The 16,813-nt window shown below is 62.5% G+C and carries 17 protein-coding genes; 7 read left to right on the top strand and 10 right to left on the bottom strand.

Annotated elements, in window-relative coordinates; genetic code table 11:
• The first annotated feature begins 9 nt into the window (after window positions 1-9).
• The 3 genes from NXC14_RS33195 (at window position 10) to NXC14_RS26765 (ending at window position 3,791) form a co-directional block, all read left to right on the top strand.
• Entirely contained in the window at window positions 10-288 is a 279-nt protein-coding gene (locus NXC14_RS33195) for a hypothetical protein (RefSeq protein WP_198175568.1), read from the top strand.
• Window positions 289-299: 11 nt separating this feature from the next.
• On the top strand, window positions 300-848 hold the full coding sequence (locus NXC14_RS26770) for a hypothetical protein (RefSeq protein ID WP_085781034.1): 549 nt from the start codon (window positions 300-302) through the stop codon (window positions 846-848).
• Window positions 849-1,055: 207 nt separating this feature from the next.
• A complete protein-coding gene (locus tag NXC14_RS26765; protein ID WP_085781033.1) occupies window positions 1,056-3,791 on the top strand; it encodes a response regulator in 2,736 nt (911 codons plus the stop codon).
• On the opposite strand, the gene NXC14_RS26760 is transcribed toward NXC14_RS26765, so the two are convergent.
• On the bottom strand, window positions 3,751-4,176 hold the full coding sequence (locus tag NXC14_RS26760; protein WP_085781281.1) for a hypothetical protein: 426 nt from the start codon (window positions 4,174-4,176) through the stop codon (window positions 3,751-3,753). The two genes, NXC14_RS26765 and NXC14_RS26760, sit on opposite strands and share 41 nt — an antisense overlap.
• A 177-nt stretch (window positions 4,177-4,353) precedes the next feature.
• Between NXC14_RS26760 and NXC14_RS26755 the strand changes: the two genes are divergently transcribed.
• From NXC14_RS26755 to NXC14_RS26745, 3 genes are all read left to right on the top strand, one after another.
• A complete protein-coding gene (locus tag NXC14_RS26755) occupies window positions 4,354-4,668 on the top strand; it encodes a plasmid stabilization protein (RefSeq protein WP_085781032.1) in 315 nt (104 codons plus the stop codon).
• Between the two features lie 109 nt (window positions 4,669-4,777).
• Window positions 4,778-5,068, top strand: coding sequence for a DUF3175 domain-containing protein (locus NXC14_RS26750; protein ID WP_085781280.1), 291 nt, complete (start codon window positions 4,778-4,780; stop codon window positions 5,066-5,068).
• Between the two features lie 2 nt (window positions 5,069-5,070).
• Window positions 5,071-5,796 (top strand): glutathione S-transferase, encoded by a 726-nt coding sequence (locus NXC14_RS26745; RefSeq protein ID WP_085781031.1) that lies wholly within the window; start codon window positions 5,071-5,073, stop codon window positions 5,794-5,796.
• On the opposite strand, the gene NXC14_RS26740 is transcribed toward NXC14_RS26745, so the two are convergent.
• The 8 genes from NXC14_RS26740 to NXC14_RS26705 form a co-directional block, all read right to left on the bottom strand.
• On the bottom strand, window positions 5,769-6,806 hold the full coding sequence (locus NXC14_RS26740) for a DNA topoisomerase IB (RefSeq protein ID WP_085781030.1): 1,038 nt from the start codon (window positions 6,804-6,806) through the stop codon (window positions 5,769-5,771). The genes NXC14_RS26745 and NXC14_RS26740 overlap by 28 nt on opposite strands.
• A gap of 15 nt (window positions 6,807-6,821) precedes the next feature.
• Window positions 6,822-8,978 carry a glycogen debranching protein GlgX gene (gene glgX, locus NXC14_RS26735; RefSeq protein WP_085781029.1) on the bottom strand — a complete coding sequence of 719 codons (2,157 nt, stop codon included), beginning with the start codon at window positions 8,976-8,978 and terminating at the stop codon, window positions 6,822-6,824.
• Window positions 8,979-9,079: 101 nt separating this feature from the next.
• Complete coding sequence (locus NXC14_RS26730) at window positions 9,080-9,874, bottom strand: SDR family oxidoreductase (RefSeq protein ID WP_085781028.1); 795 nt, start codon at window positions 9,872-9,874, stop codon at window positions 9,080-9,082.
• A 381-nt stretch (window positions 9,875-10,255) separates the two neighbouring features.
• A complete protein-coding gene (locus NXC14_RS26725) occupies window positions 10,256-11,470 on the bottom strand; it encodes an MFS transporter (protein ID WP_085781027.1) in 1,215 nt (404 codons plus the stop codon).
• A gap of 133 nt (window positions 11,471-11,603) precedes the next feature.
• Window positions 11,604-12,086 carry a GNAT family N-acetyltransferase gene (locus NXC14_RS26720; RefSeq protein WP_085781026.1) on the bottom strand — a complete coding sequence of 161 codons (483 nt, stop codon included), beginning with the start codon at window positions 12,084-12,086 and terminating at the stop codon, window positions 11,604-11,606.
• A 49-nt stretch (window positions 12,087-12,135) separates the two neighbouring features.
• Window positions 12,136-13,341 (bottom strand): 3-oxoadipyl-CoA thiolase, encoded by a 1,206-nt coding sequence (pcaF, locus tag NXC14_RS26715; protein WP_085781025.1) that lies wholly within the window; start codon window positions 13,339-13,341, stop codon window positions 12,136-12,138.
• 10 nt (window positions 13,342-13,351) lie between these two features.
• Window positions 13,352-14,041, bottom strand: coding sequence for a CoA transferase subunit B (locus NXC14_RS26710; protein ID WP_085781024.1), 690 nt, complete (start codon window positions 14,039-14,041; stop codon window positions 13,352-13,354).
• Window positions 14,038-14,745, bottom strand: coding sequence for a 3-oxoacid CoA-transferase subunit A (locus NXC14_RS26705; protein WP_085781023.1), 708 nt, complete (start codon window positions 14,743-14,745; stop codon window positions 14,038-14,040). The genes NXC14_RS26710 and NXC14_RS26705 overlap by 4 nt, the downstream gene beginning before the upstream one ends.
• 124 nt (window positions 14,746-14,869) lie before the next feature.
• Here NXC14_RS26705 and NXC14_RS26700 point away from each other — a divergent pair, with 124 nt between their 5' ends.
• Window positions 14,870-15,628, top strand: coding sequence for an IclR family transcriptional regulator C-terminal domain-containing protein (locus tag NXC14_RS26700; protein WP_085781022.1), 759 nt, complete (start codon window positions 14,870-14,872; stop codon window positions 15,626-15,628).
• A 52-nt stretch (window positions 15,629-15,680) separates the two neighbouring features.
• Here the strand turns inward: NXC14_RS26700 and NXC14_RS26695 are convergent, their stop codons facing one another.
• Window positions 15,681-16,772, bottom strand: a complete 1,092-nt coding sequence (locus tag NXC14_RS26695; protein ID WP_085781021.1) for an acyltransferase — start codon at window positions 16,770-16,772, stop codon at window positions 15,681-15,683.
• Window positions 16,773-16,813: the final 41 nt, after the last annotated feature.

Raw genomic sequence — 16,813 nt, 5'->3', positions numbered from 1 at the left:
TCTCACATCTTGGCTGATAACCGAGCAGGCGCAGTCGGTCCTGAGAGTTCGCCGTACACATTCGCACCCTTGATCATCGCTAAGCTTGATCTCTGCGCCATCACCCGGCTGCAGTGCGACGGCATCTTGTCCCGCCGCGCCGTGGTCTTCCGGGAAAGGATCTCCTATCTGATGAGAAGGCATCCGCAATTGCTTGCCTCTGTCTCGCGCGCGACGGCCGGTCTGGCCGGCCTCGTGCTCGTCGCCGTCGCCGCGGTCGAGATAGTGAACGGGTTGGACGCGCGATGAGGAACAGAGCGATGCCAAGACTTCAGACTATACTTGCTTCGGCAGCGATTGCGTTCGTGCCTTTCACCACCGCCCTTGCGGACGATGGTCTGTCTTCGTTCGACCGTTTTGTCGATCGCTGTCTGGACCGCGGGCCGCAGTATGATCGCGCGGCCGCCCTCGCCCACCGAAACAAATGGCCGGCGCTTGCTGCCGATATGGTGTTGAGCATTCTTCCTTTTTCGGAGCCGGTGGCGTTCGACGGCTGGATAACCGGGGCGGGCAGCGCGGCGCCCTTCGAAGCCCTGGTCGTTGGAAGAGGCATGGTCGGCGAGAAGCCCGTCGAGAGCTGCACGATGGCCTTCGCCGGGACCGACGCCGCGGGCTTCGAGCACAGTCTTGTTTCGACAAAAGAGGCAAAACCCTCCGGCGAGCAGAACGGTGAAGGACGTATCCGGAAATTCTTCACGATCGAGCGCGATGGGTTGAAAGAGGCGGTGACGCTCGATCTTCCCATCTACCCTAACGGCAGCGACGAGGTGCTCGCGAGCGTCGTCGCCGAACAGCAGACCGAGCACTGAACTTGCCCCGATGACAAAGCGCTGAATACCGAGCGGCAACCATATTTCAACCGAACCCTTTCCCCGCCATCGCAAGCCTCTATGTTGACGGTGGACGAGCTGAATCCTTACGGCGCCGCGCATCTTTTCAGGCGCCCAAGAAATGCTGTAGAACTTTGAATCGCTGCCGCTCGCACCGGCGCGGTGGCGATAGGGAAGCGGTTTTGAATGGGAAGCGTCGGCAACGGCTGGCCGAGAGGCGGCGGGAAAATCGGCGAATTGTTGCGGCATCCGGCCTTTGACGCCGTCGGTCTCGGACCGGCCGAAAGCTGGCCTGCGTCTCTCAAGCATATCGCCGAAATGGTGTTGAATTCGCGCCAGCCGAAATTCGTCGCCTGGGGTCCGGATCTTGCCTTTCTCTACAATGATGCCTACGTGCCTGTTTTCCCCGACCGGCATCCTGGCGCACTCGGAAGACCCTTTCGCGAGGTTTGGGCGGATATCTGGGAACAGTTCTCGCCGATCGTCGCCAGCACGCTTGAAGGCAGGCCGCAGCTCTTCAAGGAGCTGCTCATCCCGATGCGCCGGGACGGCCGCACCGAGGATACCTGGTTTACCTTCTCCTATACGCCGCTGCGCGACGATGACGGCGCCATCGCCGGCATCCTTTGCGCGACCCTCGACGTCACCGACCAAGTGGCGGCCAAGCGGGGCGAGAAGCTGGCGCTGGAAGAACTGCGCGCCAAATCGGAGGCGCTTGCCGTCGTCAACCAGGCGGGCGCCGCTATCACCGTCGAGCCCGATGTCGAACGCCTCACCCAGATTGTCGTCGATGCGGGTGTGACGCTGACAGGCGCCGAATTCGGCGCCTTCTTCTACAATGTCGATGATGGCGAGGGCGGCAGCTACATGCTTTATGCCCTCTCCGGCGTAGAACGGAAGAACTTCGAGAAATTCCCGATGCCACGCAATACGAAGGTCTTTGAGCCGACCTTCAGCGGTGAAGGCATCGTGCGCTCCGACGACATTCTGCTCGACCCGCGCTACGGCCAGAATCCGCCACATGCCGGCATGCCGAAAGGGCATCTGCCGGTCAGAAGCTATCTTGCCGTGCCGGTGAAATCGCGCGACGGCAGCGTCATCGGCGGCTTGTTTTTCGGCCACGGCGAACCCGGCCGCTTCTCTCAAGCCGCCGAGGCGAGCCTCGTCAGCCTTGCCGGCCAATCGGCGGTCGCAATCGACAATATCCGGCTGTTCCGTGCCGCCAAAATCGAAATTGACCAGCGCCGCCACATGGAAGATCAGCTGCGCAAACTCAACGATATGCTCGAGGTCCGGGTCGCGGCCGAGATCGCCGATCGCCAACAGGCTGAAGCAGCGCTCCGGCAATCGCAGAAGATGGAATCGATCGGCAAGCTCACCGGCGGCGTTGCCCATGACTTCAATAATCTGCTGCAGGTTATCTCGGGCAATCTGCAGCTTCTCGGCAAGGACGTGGCGGAAAATGGCCGGGCCAGAGAGCGCATTTCGAATGCGCTTGCCGCCGTCGAACGCGGCTCGCGACTGGCAAGCCAGCTGCTCGCCTTCGGCCGCCGCCAGGCGCTGGAACCGAAGGTCGTCAATATCGGCCGCCTGGTCACCGGCATGGATGACATGCTGCGTCGCGCGCTCGGCGAGGAAATCGAAGTGGAGACCATCGTCTCCGGCGGCCTCTGGAACACCTTCGCCGATCCTGCCCAGATCGAGAACGCCCTGCTCAATCTCGCGATCAACTCGCGCGACGCAATGGGTGGTGTCGGCAAGCTGACGATCGAGGTCGGCAACGCCTTCCTCGATGATTCCTACAGCCGCACCCATCCCGAGGTGAAGGCCGGCCAATATGTCGTGCTCGCCGTCACCGATACCGGCTCCGGCATGACGCAAGAGGTGATGGAGCAGGCCTTCGAGCCGTTCTTTTCGACAAAACCGGAAGGCAAGGGCACCGGTCTCGGCCTCTCCATGGTTTACGGTTTCGTCAAGCAGTCCGGCGGTCACGTGAAGATCTACAGCGAGATCGGCGAGGGTACGACCGTCAAACTCTACCTCGCCCGCTCGTTGCGCAGCGAGGATCGCGCCGCGGCGGCCGACAACCTTCCGGCAACCGGTGGGACCGAAACCATCCTCGTCGCCGAGGACGACGAGGGCGTTCGCGCCACGGTCGTCGAGATGCTCTCGGATCTCGGCTATTACGTGCTGAAGGCGAAGGATGCGCAAAGCGCCCTCACCGTCATCGAAAGCGGTGCCCACATCGACCTGCTCTTTACCGATGTCGTCATGCCCGGTCCGTTGCGCAGCCCGGAGCTTGCCCGCATGGCGCGACAGCGCCTGCCCGACATCGCCGTACTCTACACCTCGGGCTATACGGAAAACTCAATCGTTCACGGCGGCAGGCTCGATCCAGGCCTGGAGCTGCTCTCCAAGCCCTATACGCGCGAGGAGCTCGCCCGCAAGATCCGCCAGGTGCTCGCCAACCGGCCGCAACGCCACCAGGCAGAGGCCAATGCGCCGGTGTCCAATGCAAAGCAACCCGATCCAAAGGTTCCCGGCACGGCCGGAAAGCTGAAGCTGCTGCTCGTGGAAGACGATGCATTCATCCGGATGGATACCGCCGAAATCCTGCAGGATCTCGGCTACGACGTCATCGAGGCGGGCAGCGGCGAACAGGGCATTGATATCCTTGGTCACACGCTCATCAACGTGATCGTCGTCGACGTCGGCCTGCCCGGCATGTCGGGCTCGGCCTTCGCCGCCAAGGCGCGGGAAGCCTTTCCTTCCGTCGGCCTGGTCTTTGCCACGGGCGACAGCGACCCGCCCGACGCCGCTCGCTTCTCCGGCTCGGTGCTGCTGATGAAACCCTACACCAGCGCTGCGCTCGACCGGGCGGTCAAGAGAGCCGTCCAGCTTTCCCAAGCTGAACCGCCCTAACCGCACTGTCGAACTCGGGATATTTGCGCATCAGGTCGACCTCGCTGGTGCAGCTGTCGTCGCGCGCCGTCAATTCGATCGAGATCGTGTCGCCAGGATCGAGGCGGCCGTCGTCATGATGGTCGCCATCGTGATGGCTGCCGCCGTCGTAACGACTACCGTCATTGTGATAGACGGGAATGCGGGCGCCGCTCTGGCTGACAAGCACGGCATCCCTCTTGAAACCCCTCCGCAGCAGCCAGTCGCGCGGCGCCATCAGGCGGATATCGACCTCGCAGGAATGTCCCTTCCCTTGCTTGAAGCAGACCGTGTAGGTGACCGGCGATACCTGGCCGTTCACGTCGATCGTGCCGTTTCCATCGGCTTTGACGATGTGTTTTTCCATGTTCTCGGTTCCTTGCTGCATGCGGGCTTAAGTAGGCTTGCCCATCGAAAACCCGACAAAATCGGCTTTTGTTCCGAAATCTGGGACAATGACCCTATAGGGAACTTTTCCCCTCCCCACCGGTTGGATTCTCTTACAAATCGCGCTCGAGCGCTTTGCAAACCACAGGAGGCGAAGATGCCGCGAGGAGACAAATCCGACTATACCGACAAGCAGAAACGCAAGGCCGAACACATCGAGGAGAGCTACGAGGAGCGCGGCGTCTCTGAGCAGGAGGCCGAACGGCGCGCCTGGGCGACCGTCAACAAGGAAAGCGGCGGCGGCAACAAATCCGGTTCCGGCCGCGGCAAGAAGGATACGCACGAATCCTCCAAAAGGGGCGGCCGGGCCGGCGGCGCTGCATCCGCGGCACGCTCGAAGGAGGAACGCTCCGCTTCCGCCAAGAAGGCGGCCGCGACACGCAAGCGCAACGAGCACCATAGCCACCACTAAACATGTGCCGAAGGGTGTGAGCGGTCTCGGGCGGCACCATGCTCCAACCGATCGAGAAGAGGACGGCAGGCGCCAGTTTGTCGCCAGTCCGTCCGGCAAGGATTTTGTCATGGCCAAATCGAAGAAGAAATGGTCGCAGGACGTTACCGAACACAGCAACGCGATGGACCTCAAGGAAGGCGTGTTCAAATCGGACCATCCGAAGGAGATCGCCCGCTCGATCAAGCGCTCCGCCGAGGAGAGTGACCGCCGCAAGTCCAGCCCGTTTCGCGCTGCCATGTCGATGCTGACCTTCTACATCAACCGCGCTGGCGAGCAGCTGTCGAAAAAGCGGCGCGGCACCCTTGAAAAGGCCAAGGACGAACTGCGAAAAGACTTCGGTCGTCAATCGAGGCGTTGAGCATGGCATATGAGCTTTATTATTGGGACGGCATCCAAGGCCGAGGCGAATTCGTACGCTTGGCGCTGGAGGAAGCCGGCGCCGACTATGTCGACGTCACGCGTCAGCCCGGCCGGGGAACGGGCGCCATGCTCGAGATCATGAAGAGCGAAGGCGAGCCGCACATTCCCTTCGCTCCGCCCTTCCTGAAGGACGGCGACCTCATTATCCCGCATGTCGCCAACATCCTGTTTTACCTCGGTCCGAAGCTCGGCCTTGCGCCGGAGGACGAAAGCCTTCGCTACGTCGCCAACGGCCTGCAGCTCACCATCACCGATTTCGTTGCCGAAGTGCATGATACGCACCACCCGATCGACCTGTCGCTTTATTATGAAGACCAGAAGCAGGAAGCCAAAGCACGCTCGGCCGCCTTCATCCGGGACCGCATTCCCAAATTCCTCGGTTATTTCGAGCGCGTTCTGAAGCGCAATCCGAAAGGCGCCGATCATATAGTCGGCAATGCGCTCACCTATGTCGACCTCTCGCTTTTTCAGGTGATGGAGGGCCTCACCTATGCCTTTCCCAAGGCGATGAAGAAGAGCAAGGCCGAATACCCCGCTCTCCTTGCCATTCATGATGCGGTGGCGAAGCGGCCGAACATCGCCCGTTATCTCGCCTCCCCTCGCCGCCTCGCCTTCAACGAGGAAGGGATTTTCAGACACTATCCGGAACTGGACGCCGCGAGCTGAAGAGATCCCTCGGTCTCGCGTATGAGGAAATCAAGCAGCCTGTTTTCTTCGGCCCGCAAGCCCCGCAGCGGCTCGCTACCTCCCTCGATCAAAGGACGATCATTGCCGGCCAGCGCGATGATTGCCGGATGGATATAGCTCGAGCGCGATATCGCCGGCGTATTATGCAGCGCCTCGGCCGCAGCCTCCGACATTTCCTTCACCGTCGGCCGTCCGCCGCCGACGATCCTTTCGCGGGCGACCCCGAAGGCCGCCAGCGATCCGGCCCAGGTGCGGAAGGTCTTGGCGGAGATCGGAATGCCCGATATTTCGGCCAAATAGGCATTCAGCCGGCCGGAGTCGACCGGTTTCAGCACGCCGCTTTCATCCTTCCAGACGAAGAGCTGGCGGCCGGGAAGGTCGGAAATCTCTTCCAGGATTTTCTGCAGCCTGGGATGCTTGAGACTGCGCTGGACGCGCTTGCCGCCCTTGGCCCGGAATTTGAGCTCGATCCGCCCGTCGACGATTTTCAGATGCCGCTTCAAGAGCGTCGTCGCGCCATAGGTGCCGTTCTCCCTGACATAGGCCTGATTGCCGACCCGCAGATGCGCCTCGTCGAGCAGCGTCGTCAAAGCCGCCAGCACGCCGTTGACATCCTCGACGCCGGTGTCGAGATGCCGCAGGACGGTGCGGCGGATCTTCGGCAGCGCCTGACCGAATTCGATCAGTTGGTAGAATTTTCCGGCGCTGCGGAACGATTGCCAGTCCTTGTGATAGCGGTATTGTTTGCGCCCGCGCGCATCGATACCGGTCGCCTGCAGATGACCGTTCTCGTAGAGACAGATCCAGACGTTCTCGTAGGCTGGCGGCAAGCCGAGCGCGCCGATGCGCGCCCGCTGCGATTCATCGGAAAGCGTCGTACCATCAGGCATCACATAGCTGAAGCCCTTGCCTTTCCTTCGCCTGCGGATGCCCGGTTCGGTATCGCTGACATAGATCAGGCCAAGTTCGGTAACTGTTTCGGCATTCATGCTGTTGGCGACCTGCTATTTGCCCCAGCGGCCGAACTGGAACCACCGGCGGCGCTGGGCCTTGGTCGCCCCTTCCGGCGGTTGCGTCTGGCCTGTCGGCGCGAATACGGCGACGCTCTGGGTATAGACCATGACGGGATTGGTTTCGTCGTGCACCTCGAAGGCACCGGTTTCAGCCCCGGTGTCGAGAACGCGTGACCACTGTTTCAGTCCGTTCACGATAGGCAGATGAACCTCGCAATCGCCGCCGGCGTTGAAGACGAGGAAGAGGTCATCCATCTTCTCGGTATCGAGTGCGTGCACGCTCTTCGAGAAGTACACGCCAAGGACCTGCAGTCCATCGTCGTTCCAGGCCGCGTCATCCATAAAATTGCCGTCCGGCTTGTACCAGGCGATCTCGATACGCCCGTCCTCGCTGGTCTCGCCGGTCAGGAACCGCTCCTGCCTGAGGACCGGATGAGCCTTGCGGAAGGCGACGGCCTGCCGACAGAAATCGAGGAAGGGATCGTCGAGCCCGTCCCAGCCTGTCCAGCCGATCTCATTGTCCTGGCAATAGGCGTTGTTATTGCCGCCCTGGCTGTTGCCGAGCTCGTCGCCGGCCAGGATCATCGGCACGCCCTGGGACAGCATCAGCGTCGCCATCATGTTGCGCCGCCGGCGTGCGCGTGCCGCGTTAATATTGGCATCATCGGTGGCGCCCTCGAAGCCCATATTGTCGGAATGATTGTCCGAATGCCCGTCACGGTTATCCTCGCCGTTCGCCTCATTGTGTTTGCCGTCGAAGGAAACCGCATCCATCAACGTAAAGCCGTCATGGGCCGATAGAAGATTGATCGAGGAGGTCGCCCCCCGATCGGAATGGTTGAATTGCGGCGCCGAGCCGGTGATGCGCGCCGCCAGTTCCGACACCATTCCGCTGTCGCCCTTCCAGAAACGGCGCACGTCGTCGCGGAACTTGTCGTTCCATTCGCGGAAAGGGTGCGGGAAACCGCCGACCTGATAGCCGCCCGCGCCGATATCCCAGGGCTCGGCGATCAGCTTGACGCCGGCAAGGATCGGATCCTGACGAATGGCGCCGAAGAACAGCCCCTGCCGGTCGAACTCCAGATCCTGTCGCCCGAGCGTGCTGGCGAGATCGAAGCGGAAGCCATCGATATGCATGACGCCGACCCAATAGCGGAGGCTGTCGAGCACCATGCGCATCACCAGCGGATTGGCGACATTCAGCGTGTTGCCGGTCCCTGTTGTATCGAAGGTATGACGGGGATCATCGGGTGAAAGGATATAATAGCTCGCATTGTCGAGCCCACGGAAGGACAGCGTCGGCCCCTTCTCGCTGCCTTCGGCCGTATGGTTGTAGACCACGTCCATGATGACCTCGATGCCGGCCGCATGGAACCGCTTCACCATGGTCTTGATCTCGGTGATCTTGTCACTCGAGAGATAGCGCGACTGCGGCGCGAAGAAGCCGAGCGTCTGGTAACCCCAATAGTTTCGCAGCTTCTTTTCGACCAGATAACGGTCGTCGAGGAAATACTGGATCGGCAGGAGCTCGATCGCCGAAATGCCGAGCTTGACGAGATGATCGATGATCGGATCGCTGCACATGCCGAGAAAGGTGCCGCGCAGCCGGTCCGGCACTTTCGGATGCGTCATCGTCAGGCCCCGCACATGCGCCTCGTAGATGATCGTATCCGTCCAGGGCCGGCGGATCGCCTCTTCACCCGCCCAGTCGAAATCGGGATCCTGCACAACGCTCTTGACCATGAAAGGCGCACTGTCACGGTCGTCGAAGGAAAGATCGTCCTCACCGATCCGATAGCCGAACAGCGCGTCATGCCACTGCAGTTCGCCCGTCACCTGTTTGGCATAAGGGTCGAGCAAAAGCTTGTTCGGATTGAAACGATGGCCGGCGCCGGGATCGTAGGGGCCATGGACGCGATAGCCGTAGACGGTGCCCGGTCCAATGCCGGCGATATAGCCCGACCAGATATCGCCCTCGCGTTTGGGCAAGGGCAGCCGAGCGATTTCATCCTTTCCGTCGGGTGAAAACAGGCAGAGCTCGATCTGTTCCGCATGCGCCGAGAAGACGGCGAAATGAGTGCCGGAACCCGTATACTCCGCCCCCAGCTCCGGCTTGAGGAAGTCGAGTTCCGAAAATGAAAAGCTCATGGCACCCCGCCTGATGAAAAGACCAAGCGGGAAACGTGAAGGTGGTTCGAAAGTTCCGTAGCCCCGGGGAAAGCGGACGCTGTCGTTGCCGATCGAGGCGTTTACGGCATCAGCTGACCGCCATTGACCTCGATGATCTGGCCGGTGATGTAGCCCGAGAGCGTCGGCGAAGCGAGGAAGAGATAGGCGCCGACGCAATCCTCCGATGTGCCGACGAAGCCCATCGGGATCGATCTGCGTTGCAGCTCCATCTGCTCGTCATTAGTGTAACGCTCGTGGAAGGGCGTGGCGATGACACCCGGCGCAACGGCGTTGACGCGAATCCTGTCGGCGACGAACTCCTTGGCGTGGCCGCGCGTGATCGTCGAAACGAAGCCCTTGGAGGCGGCGTAGAGGACCGCGCCATTGCCGCCGCCGTTGCGGGCGGCGATCGATGTGGTGTTGATGATGAAGCCGCCCTGTTTCTTCAGCCAGGGATGGGCAGCGCGTGTGGCCGCCAGCACCGAACGGGCATTGAGGTCCATGACGGCTGCATAATGCGCGTCTGTATGTTCCGAGGTCGGCTTTCGCCCCAGCATGCCGCCGGCATTATTGATGAGCCCGTCGAGATGGCCGAAGGTCTTCGCCGTCTCCTCGACGACACGCTCCGTCTCCCCCTCCCTCGACACGTCGCCCTGGATCAGATGCACGGTGCCGCCAGCAGCCCGGATTTCTTCGGCGAGCTTTTCCGCCGGTTCCCGGCTAGCATTATAATGCACCCCGACCTTCGAACCCTGGGCCGCAAAGGCGCGGGCAAGTGCTGCGCCGATGCCGGTCGAGGCACCGGTAATCAGCACGGCCTTGCCGGCGAGATCCGGCAGTCTGATGGATGCGAGCAATTGAGCAAGTTCTGTCATGGCCAAGAAGCCTCCCGAAAAACCAAGGACATAGGTGATGAAACAGACGAGGGAAGTCTATCAGCCGAAATCGGCGAAGGGCAATGCACGAAAGCGGGAGATTTGGCTCGTGGGTGATGACATGGCTAGTGGGTTCGGACGGCTTGGCTGCCCCTCACCCTAACCCTGCCCGGGTCGAGCCACCGGTCTCGACCCGTCCTGCGGACCCCCGTAAACGGGGCGAGGGGACGTGCCACGCGAGAGGTCAGAGGAGAATGGAGAGACTGCGACATGGTCCCTTCGCCTCGCGTGCGGGGGTCCGAAGGACGGGGCGAGACCCGTGGCTCGACCCCGGTCGGTGCCGGCAGGCGGATGAGGGGCGGACCTCGCCGATCTCCACCCTCAAGAAGACACGCCCAAGACCGCCTCCTGTTCGCGGCGCCCAAGAGGTGGAAATGCGAGCGCGATCGCCGCAGCCCCGAGCCCGACCATGGCCGAGCCGATGAACAGCCAGGAATAATTGGCGAAGGTATCGAAGATCCAGCCGCCGATCAGAGGCCCGAAGGCCATGCCGAGGCTGGAGAGCATCGTCGCCGCGCCGAGGACGGTACCGATGATGCGCTGGCCGAAATATTCCCGCGCCAGCACCGCATAGAGCGGCATCACGCCGCCATAGGCGCTGCCGAAGACGATGGCGAGCGCATAGAACTCCGTCAGCTCGCTGACCAGGAGATAGGTCGCGAGTGCGGCCGCCTGCACCAGGAGGCCGGCGACCAGGACCGGCTTCACGCCGATCCTGTCGGCGAGACTGCCATAGAGCAGCCGACCGCCGAGGCCCGCCAGGCCTTCGACACTGTAGATGCTGACGGCCGCCATCGGTGCGACGCCGCAGATCGTCGCATAATTCACCATGTGGAAGATCGGGCCGGAATGGGCCGCACAGCAGGCAAAGAAGGTGAGGCCGAGCACGATGAACTGCGGTGACCGGAAGACTTTCGAGAGCTGTGGCCGGGCGCCCGCCGCGGCAAATTCGGTACCGGCATCGACGGCTTCGGCAGGCGGACGCCTGACCAGCAGGGCGGCCGGCACCAGCAGCACCCAGGTGGCAATGCCGATGATCAACATGGCAGGGCGCCATTCATAGGCCGAGATCAGCCAGCGGGCGAAGGGCGAAATCGTCATCGGGGCTACCCCCATGCCGGCCGAGACCAGCGACACGGCAAGACCGCGGTTCACGTCGAACCAGGCGGTGGTCGCGGCGATCATCGGCGCGAAGAAAGCGCTGGCGGCCAGTCCGACCAGGATGCCGTAGGTCAGCTGGAATTCGATGAGTGTTGCGGCGCGGCTGGCGAGCACCAAGGCCAGGCCGAGCAGCACGGACCCGACCAGCACGACGATGCGCGGGCCGAAACGGTCGCTCGCCGCACCCCAGAGGAAACCGCCGAAACCCATGACGAGGAAATTCAGCGTCATGGCGCTGGCGATCCCGACATGCGACCAGCCGGTGGCGGTAGCGATCGGCTCCTGGAAAATCGCCAGCGAGAACATTGCGCCAATGGCGACGCACGACATCAGGGCGCCGACGGCGACGATGACCCAACGATAGGAAACACTCATGGCTTCATACCTCCATGCCGACAGAGTGATCGCGACGCGTGCAGCCGGTCGGCCACTTTCCGCGCCTTGCGATTAAAGACGTTCGAACCGCTGCGATTTCGACAGCGCCGTCACACTTTTTTCCACCGGCCGTTTAGAGCGTGCGGAACATCACCAAGGCGTCGACATAACCCTCAGTTGGATGCAGGAAGACGCCGGGCAGCCGGCCGACGATTTCGAAGCCGAGGGATTGCCACAGCGCGACAGCGCGGCGATTGCTGCTGACGACGAAATTGAACTGCATGGCCCGAAAGCCCCGTGACCGGGCATGCTCGAGCGAATGTTCGTGCATGCGGCGGGCGACGCCGCGGCCGCTCGCGGCGGCATCGGTCATGTAGCCGCAATTGCAGACGTGGCGCCCGCCGCCGGCCTGATTGGCCTTGATGTAATAGGTACCGAGGATGACGCCGTCCTCTTCCGCGACGAAGGTCTCGCGGTCCGCTCCCATCCAGTAGGCGAGCGCGTCTGCTTCCGAGAGATCGCGGTCGAGCGCATAGGTTTCGCCGGCGCGGATCGTCGGGCCGATGATCCGCCAGATTGCGCTGCGGTCGCTAGTGGCTGCGGGTCGGATCAGCATGCCCGATTTTTACAGAAGCCCGATATGGCGCGCAACAGGCGCTGCGCTCTCACACTCTTTCGAGCGCGATCGCAATCCCCTGCCCCACACCGATGCACATGGTCGACAGCGAATACCGGCCGCCGGTTTCGACAAGTTCCAGCGCCGCCGTGCCGGTGATGCGGGCCCCCGACATGCCCAAGGGATGGCCGAGCGCGATCGCGCCGCCATTGCGGTTCACACGCTGGTCGTCATCGGCGATGCCGAGTTCGCGCAGCACCGCCAGCCCCTGGCTGGCGAAGGCCTCGTTGAGCTCGATCACGTCGAACTGGTCCTGTGTCATGCCGAGCCGCGCCATCAGCTTGCGCGAGGCCGGGATCGGCCCGATGCCCATGACCCGCGGCGGAACCGCGGCGGCAGCACCGCCGAGGATGCGGGCGATCGGCGTTAGATCGTATTTTCGCGCCGCCGCTTCCGAGGCGACGATCAGCGCCGCCGCCCCGTCATTGACGCCGGAGGCATTGCCCGCCGTTACCGTGCCACCTTCCTTTTTGAAAGGGGTGCCAAGTTTCGCCAGAGCCTCGATTGTGGTCGCGCGCGGATGCTCGTCCCTCTCGACGACGATGGGCTCACCCTTGCGCTGGGGAATGGTGACCGGCGTAATCTCCTTCGCCAGCCGTCCGCTCGCCTGCGCTGCCGCCGCCTTCGCCTGGCTGCGCAGCGCGAAGGCGTCCTGATCGGCGCGGCTGACATGATAGTCGGCGGCGACGTTCTCGCCCGTCTCCGGCATGGAATCGACGCCATACTGCTTCTTCATCAGCGGGTTGATGAAGCGCCAGCCGATCGTCGTGTCGTGAATTTCGGCGGCCCGCGAAAAGGCCGTCTCGGCCTTCGGCATGACGAAGGGCGCGCGCGACATGCTCTCGACGCCACCGGCGAGCATCAGTTCCGCCTCGCCGGCGCGGATGGCGCGCGCCGCCGTCATCACTGCATCCATGCCGGAGCCGCAGAGCCGGTTGATCGTCGTGCCCGGCACCGCGATCGGCAAGCCGGCCAAGAGCGCCGACATGCGGGCGACATTGCGGTTGTCCTCGCCCGCCTGGTTGGCGCAGCCGAAGATCACGTCGTCGACCGCTTCCCAGTCGACGCCGCCGTTGCGCGCCATCAGCGCCGTCAGCGGGATGGCGCCGAGATCGTCGGCGCGCACCTGGGAAAGTGAGCCGGCGAAGCGGCCGATCGGCGTCCTGATATAGTCGCAGATGAAGGCTTCGGTCATGGCATTTCCCTTAGAGTTTCGGAACGACGAGATCGGCCACCGGGCCGTCGACGTGCAGTCGCGCGCCGGTCATCGCCTGCAGTTCTTCCAGCGAGATGGCTGCGAGCTTCTCGCGCAGGACGAAGCGTCCCTCGACGATGTTGATGACGGCGTGGCTCGTATAGACGCGGGTGATGCAGGCGACGCCGGTCAGCGGGAAGCTGCATTTCTCCACCAGCTTCGGTTCGCCTGTCTTGGTGACGTGCTCGGTGATGACGCAGACCTGCTTGGCGCCATGCACCAGGTCCATGGCGCCGCCGACGGCCGGCACGCCCTTGCTGCCGACCCGCCAATTGGCAAGATCCCCATTCTCCGCGACCTGATAGGCGCCGAGGATCGCGACGTCGAGATGGCCGCCGCGCACCATGGCAAAGCTATCGGCGTGGTGGAAGAAGGCCGCCCCCGGCTTCAGCGTCACCGCCTTCTTGCCGGCGTTGATCAGATCCCAGTCCTCTTCACCTTCGGCTGGCGGCTCGCCGAAATTGAGGATGCCGTTTTCGGTGTGGAAGATCGCCTGACGGCCGGGCGGCTGATAGCGGGCGACCATTTCGGGAAAGCCGATGCCGAGATTGACATAGGCGCCGTCGGCAATGTCCTGCGCCGCGCGCCAGGCGATCTGCGCATTGGAAAGTTTGATGTCGTCCCTGATATCGACGGTCATACGTAGACCACTCCGGCTCGGATGAGCTCTTCTTCCTGCTGCGGATGGGGCACGGCGACGAGACGGTCGACGAAGATGCCGGGTGTCACCACATGCTCCGGATCGATGCCGCCGGCCGGCACGATCGACGAGACCTGGGCGATCGTCCTGGCGGCCGCCATGCACATCAGCGGATTAAAATTGCGGCCGGCCTTGTTGTAGGTGAGGTTGCCGTGGACATCGCCGACCGCAGCCTTGACGATCGCAAAATCGGCTTTCAGCCAGCGCTCCTGCACATAATGGCGGCCGTCGAATTCGGCGATGACCTTGCCTTCCGCGAGTTCAGTGCCGTAGCCGGTCGGCGTATAAAAGGCCGGAATGCCGGCGCCGCCGGCCCGGACGCGCTCGGCGAGCGTGCCCTGCGGCACCAGCTCGAGCTCGATCTCGCCGGCCAGGTATTTTTCGGTGAAGGCGCGCGGATCCGAGGAGCGCGGGAACGAGCAGATCATTTTCCGGACCAGGCCGGCATCGATCATCGCGGCGATGCCGATGCGGCCGTTGCCGGCATTGTTGTTGATCACAGTCAAGTTTTTCGGGCCCTTGTCGATCAGGGCATGGATCAGCTCGATCGGCGCGCCGGAGCCGCCGAAGCCGCCGATCATGACCGTCGCGCCGTCGCCGATCTCGGAGACGGCCTCAGCCGTGCTCGCGATTGTTTTGTCCATGGGGATCTCCTCAGCCCGTCTGCTGTCAGAAGTATACCGCCGCAGGAGCAGTCGCAAGATATTCTGTGCGATATTTGACATTTGTTCGTATATCGCACACAATTCTGGCGGAGGAATCGAATCCATGCGCGAAACGGATTTCGTAAGCGGCTTTGCCCGCGGCCTGAAAGTCATCGAGGCCTTCGGCGAAACGCGGCAGCGGCTGTCGATCGCCGAAGCCGCGAAGCTGACGGGGCTCGACCGGGCCACTGTGCGCCGCTCGCTGCTGACGCTTGCCGAGCTCGGCTATGCCGATTACGACGGCAAGTTCTTCACGCTGACGCCGAAGATCCTGCGGCTCGGCCATGCCTATCTCGCCGCAACGCCGCTGCCGGCGCTCCTGCAGCCGCATCTCGATCTTCTCTCGGAAAAGTCCGGCCAGAGCGCCTCGGCCTCGGTGCTCGACGGCACCGAGATCGTCTATATCGCCCGCGCCGCGCAACGCCGGGTCATGTCGATCAATCTGACCCCCGGCAGCCGCCTGCCCGCCTATTGCGCCTCGATGGGCCGGGTGCTGCTGGCGGCCCTTTCCGAGACCGAGGCGCGCGCCATCCTGGCCAGGAGCGAGCTGAAGCAGAACACGGCAAATACCAAAACCGATCCGGACGAACTGATCGAAGAATTCCGCCGGGTGCGCGCAGAAGGCTGCGCCGTCATCGATCAGGAGCTGGAGATCGGCCTCTGCTCGATTGCCGTGCCCGTTGAAAACGACCGCGGCGAAACAATCGCGGCGATCAATATCGGCGCCCCGGCCGCCCTCGTTCCGGCGGCCGAGATGAAGGCGCGTTATCTCAAGCTTCTGCAGGAGACGCAGGCGGCGCTGCGGCCGCTGCTGCACCGGTGACAACAGCCAATCAGAGCGTGCGCCCGATCACTCGCGGTTGCCTGTAATCGAATTATGCGGCCCGACGCGCCCGGAAAGCCGTGGCTTTGTCTAGGAGACGTGCGGTCGCATAGGCGAAGCAGACCACCGCACTGAGAAGCACCAGAAACGCGAGGGGGCCGTTCAGACCCATCGAAGCAGCAAGCGGCTTGAAGACGCCGATTATACCTCGGTGCAGGATGTAAACGGGATAGGAGATGTATCCGATCCAGGTCGCCAGGCCCTCTGCCTGGGCGGGCATCTCCAGCAACAGGCCGAGTGTGACGATGAGCGGCGCCAGGGTGATCGCGAAGATCAGATCATAGTAGGGCCGCAGTACGAGCGGAACCGGAGCTACGATGCAGATCAGCAAAAGCAGGCACGGAGCTATTGCGACCCAGCCCCTCCTCCAGGCCGAAACGCCGTTGAAGAGACGGCTGATAACGACACCTGCGGTAAATGAGAACATCACCCTCGGCAGCCCACCCACTGCGGAAGGCCACTCCCAGCCGATATTCAACATGCCGTACTTCAGACCGACAAAGACCAAGAATGCCGCCGAGACGAGCGCAACGGCGCAGAGGGCGCGGACGGAGAGCCGGAAGAGGCACAGTGCGAAGACGATATTGACCAGCAATTCCCAGAACATCGACCAGGCCGGGCCGTTGATCGGAAACATCCCTTGCATCGGATTCGCTTGAAGGAAATACATCGGGCTCGGCAAAACGAAGGTGTTGGTTGCGCTCGACACCAGCAGATCGACCGCGCTTTGGGCTCGCAGTCCCCAGCTCGTCAACAGAATGATCTGCACGAGGCCAACCAAGATTCCGATCAGATAAAGCGGATACAGGCGTTTGATGCGGACCTTCATGAATGACTGAAATGGCAGGCCGCGCGACAGCCTTCGTCCGTAAATGTCGGCGATAATGAAGCCGCTGAGAACGAAGAAAAAGTCGACCGCCAGATAAGCCGATGGCGCGTATCTCTCCTGGAAGTGCGTGGCGACAACACAAATGGCGGCAAAGCCGCGCATGGCATCGAGCGTATAGTAGCGGCTGCGGCCACTTGTCGAAACATCTGCCCGGTGAAGCTGATGTAACGGATAATCGCGGTCGAGATCTGTCATCTTGTCGATTATCCCATGCGCTTGCGGCCGAAGGCCGCTTG

The organism is Rhizobium sp. NXC14 (assembly GCF_002117485.1).
Classification (GTDB): Bacteria; Pseudomonadota; Alphaproteobacteria; order Rhizobiales; family Rhizobiaceae; genus Rhizobium.
The sequence above is the reverse complement of the archived record's forward strand: the minus strand, read 5'-3'. Positions and strand labels throughout refer to the sequence as shown.

Excerpts from the sequence above, each read along its gene's own strand:
- NXC14_RS26740 (WP_085781030.1), bottom strand. The coding sequence starts at position 6,806 with ATGAATGCCGAAACAGTTACCGAACTTGGCCTGATCTATGTCAGCGAT.
- NXC14_RS26770 (WP_085781034.1), top strand. The coding sequence starts at position 300 with ATGCCAAGACTTCAGACTATACTTGCTTCGGCAGCGATTGCGTTCGTG.
- NXC14_RS26725 (WP_085781027.1), bottom strand. The coding sequence starts at position 11,470 with ATGAGTGTTTCCTATCGTTGGGTCATCGTCGCCGTCGGCGCCCTGATG.
- glgX (WP_085781029.1), bottom strand. The coding sequence starts at position 8,978 with ATGAGCTTTTCATTTTCGGAACTCGACTTCCTCAAGCCGGAGCTGGGG.
- NXC14_RS26695 (WP_085781021.1), bottom strand. The coding sequence starts at position 16,772 with ATGACAGATCTCGACCGCGATTATCCGTTACATCAGCTTCACCGGGCA.
- NXC14_RS26765 (WP_085781033.1), top strand. The coding sequence starts at position 1,056 with ATGGGAAGCGTCGGCAACGGCTGGCCGAGAGGCGGCGGGAAAATCGGC.
- NXC14_RS26760 (WP_085781281.1), bottom strand. The coding sequence starts at position 4,176 with ATGGAAAAACACATCGTCAAAGCCGATGGAAACGGCACGATCGACGTG.
- pcaF (WP_085781025.1), bottom strand. The coding sequence starts at position 13,341 with ATGACCGAAGCCTTCATCTGCGACTATATCAGGACGCCGATCGGCCGC.
- NXC14_RS26700 (WP_085781022.1), top strand. The coding sequence starts at position 14,870 with ATGCGCGAAACGGATTTCGTAAGCGGCTTTGCCCGCGGCCTGAAAGTC.
- NXC14_RS26720 (WP_085781026.1), bottom strand. The coding sequence starts at position 12,086 with ATGCTGATCCGACCCGCAGCCACTAGCGACCGCAGCGCAATCTGGCGG.
- NXC14_RS26710 (WP_085781024.1), bottom strand. The coding sequence starts at position 14,041 with ATGACCGTCGATATCAGGGACGACATCAAACTTTCCAATGCGCAGATC.
- NXC14_RS26755 (WP_085781032.1), top strand. The coding sequence starts at position 4,354 with ATGCCGCGAGGAGACAAATCCGACTATACCGACAAGCAGAAACGCAAG.
- NXC14_RS26705 (WP_085781023.1), bottom strand. The coding sequence starts at position 14,745 with ATGGACAAAACAATCGCGAGCACGGCTGAGGCCGTCTCCGAGATCGGC.
- NXC14_RS26745 (WP_085781031.1), top strand. The coding sequence starts at position 5,071 with ATGGCATATGAGCTTTATTATTGGGACGGCATCCAAGGCCGAGGCGAA.
- NXC14_RS26750 (WP_085781280.1), top strand. The coding sequence starts at position 4,778 with ATGGCCAAATCGAAGAAGAAATGGTCGCAGGACGTTACCGAACACAGC.
- NXC14_RS26730 (WP_085781028.1), bottom strand. The coding sequence starts at position 9,874 with ATGACAGAACTTGCTCAATTGCTCGCATCCATCAGACTGCCGGATCTC.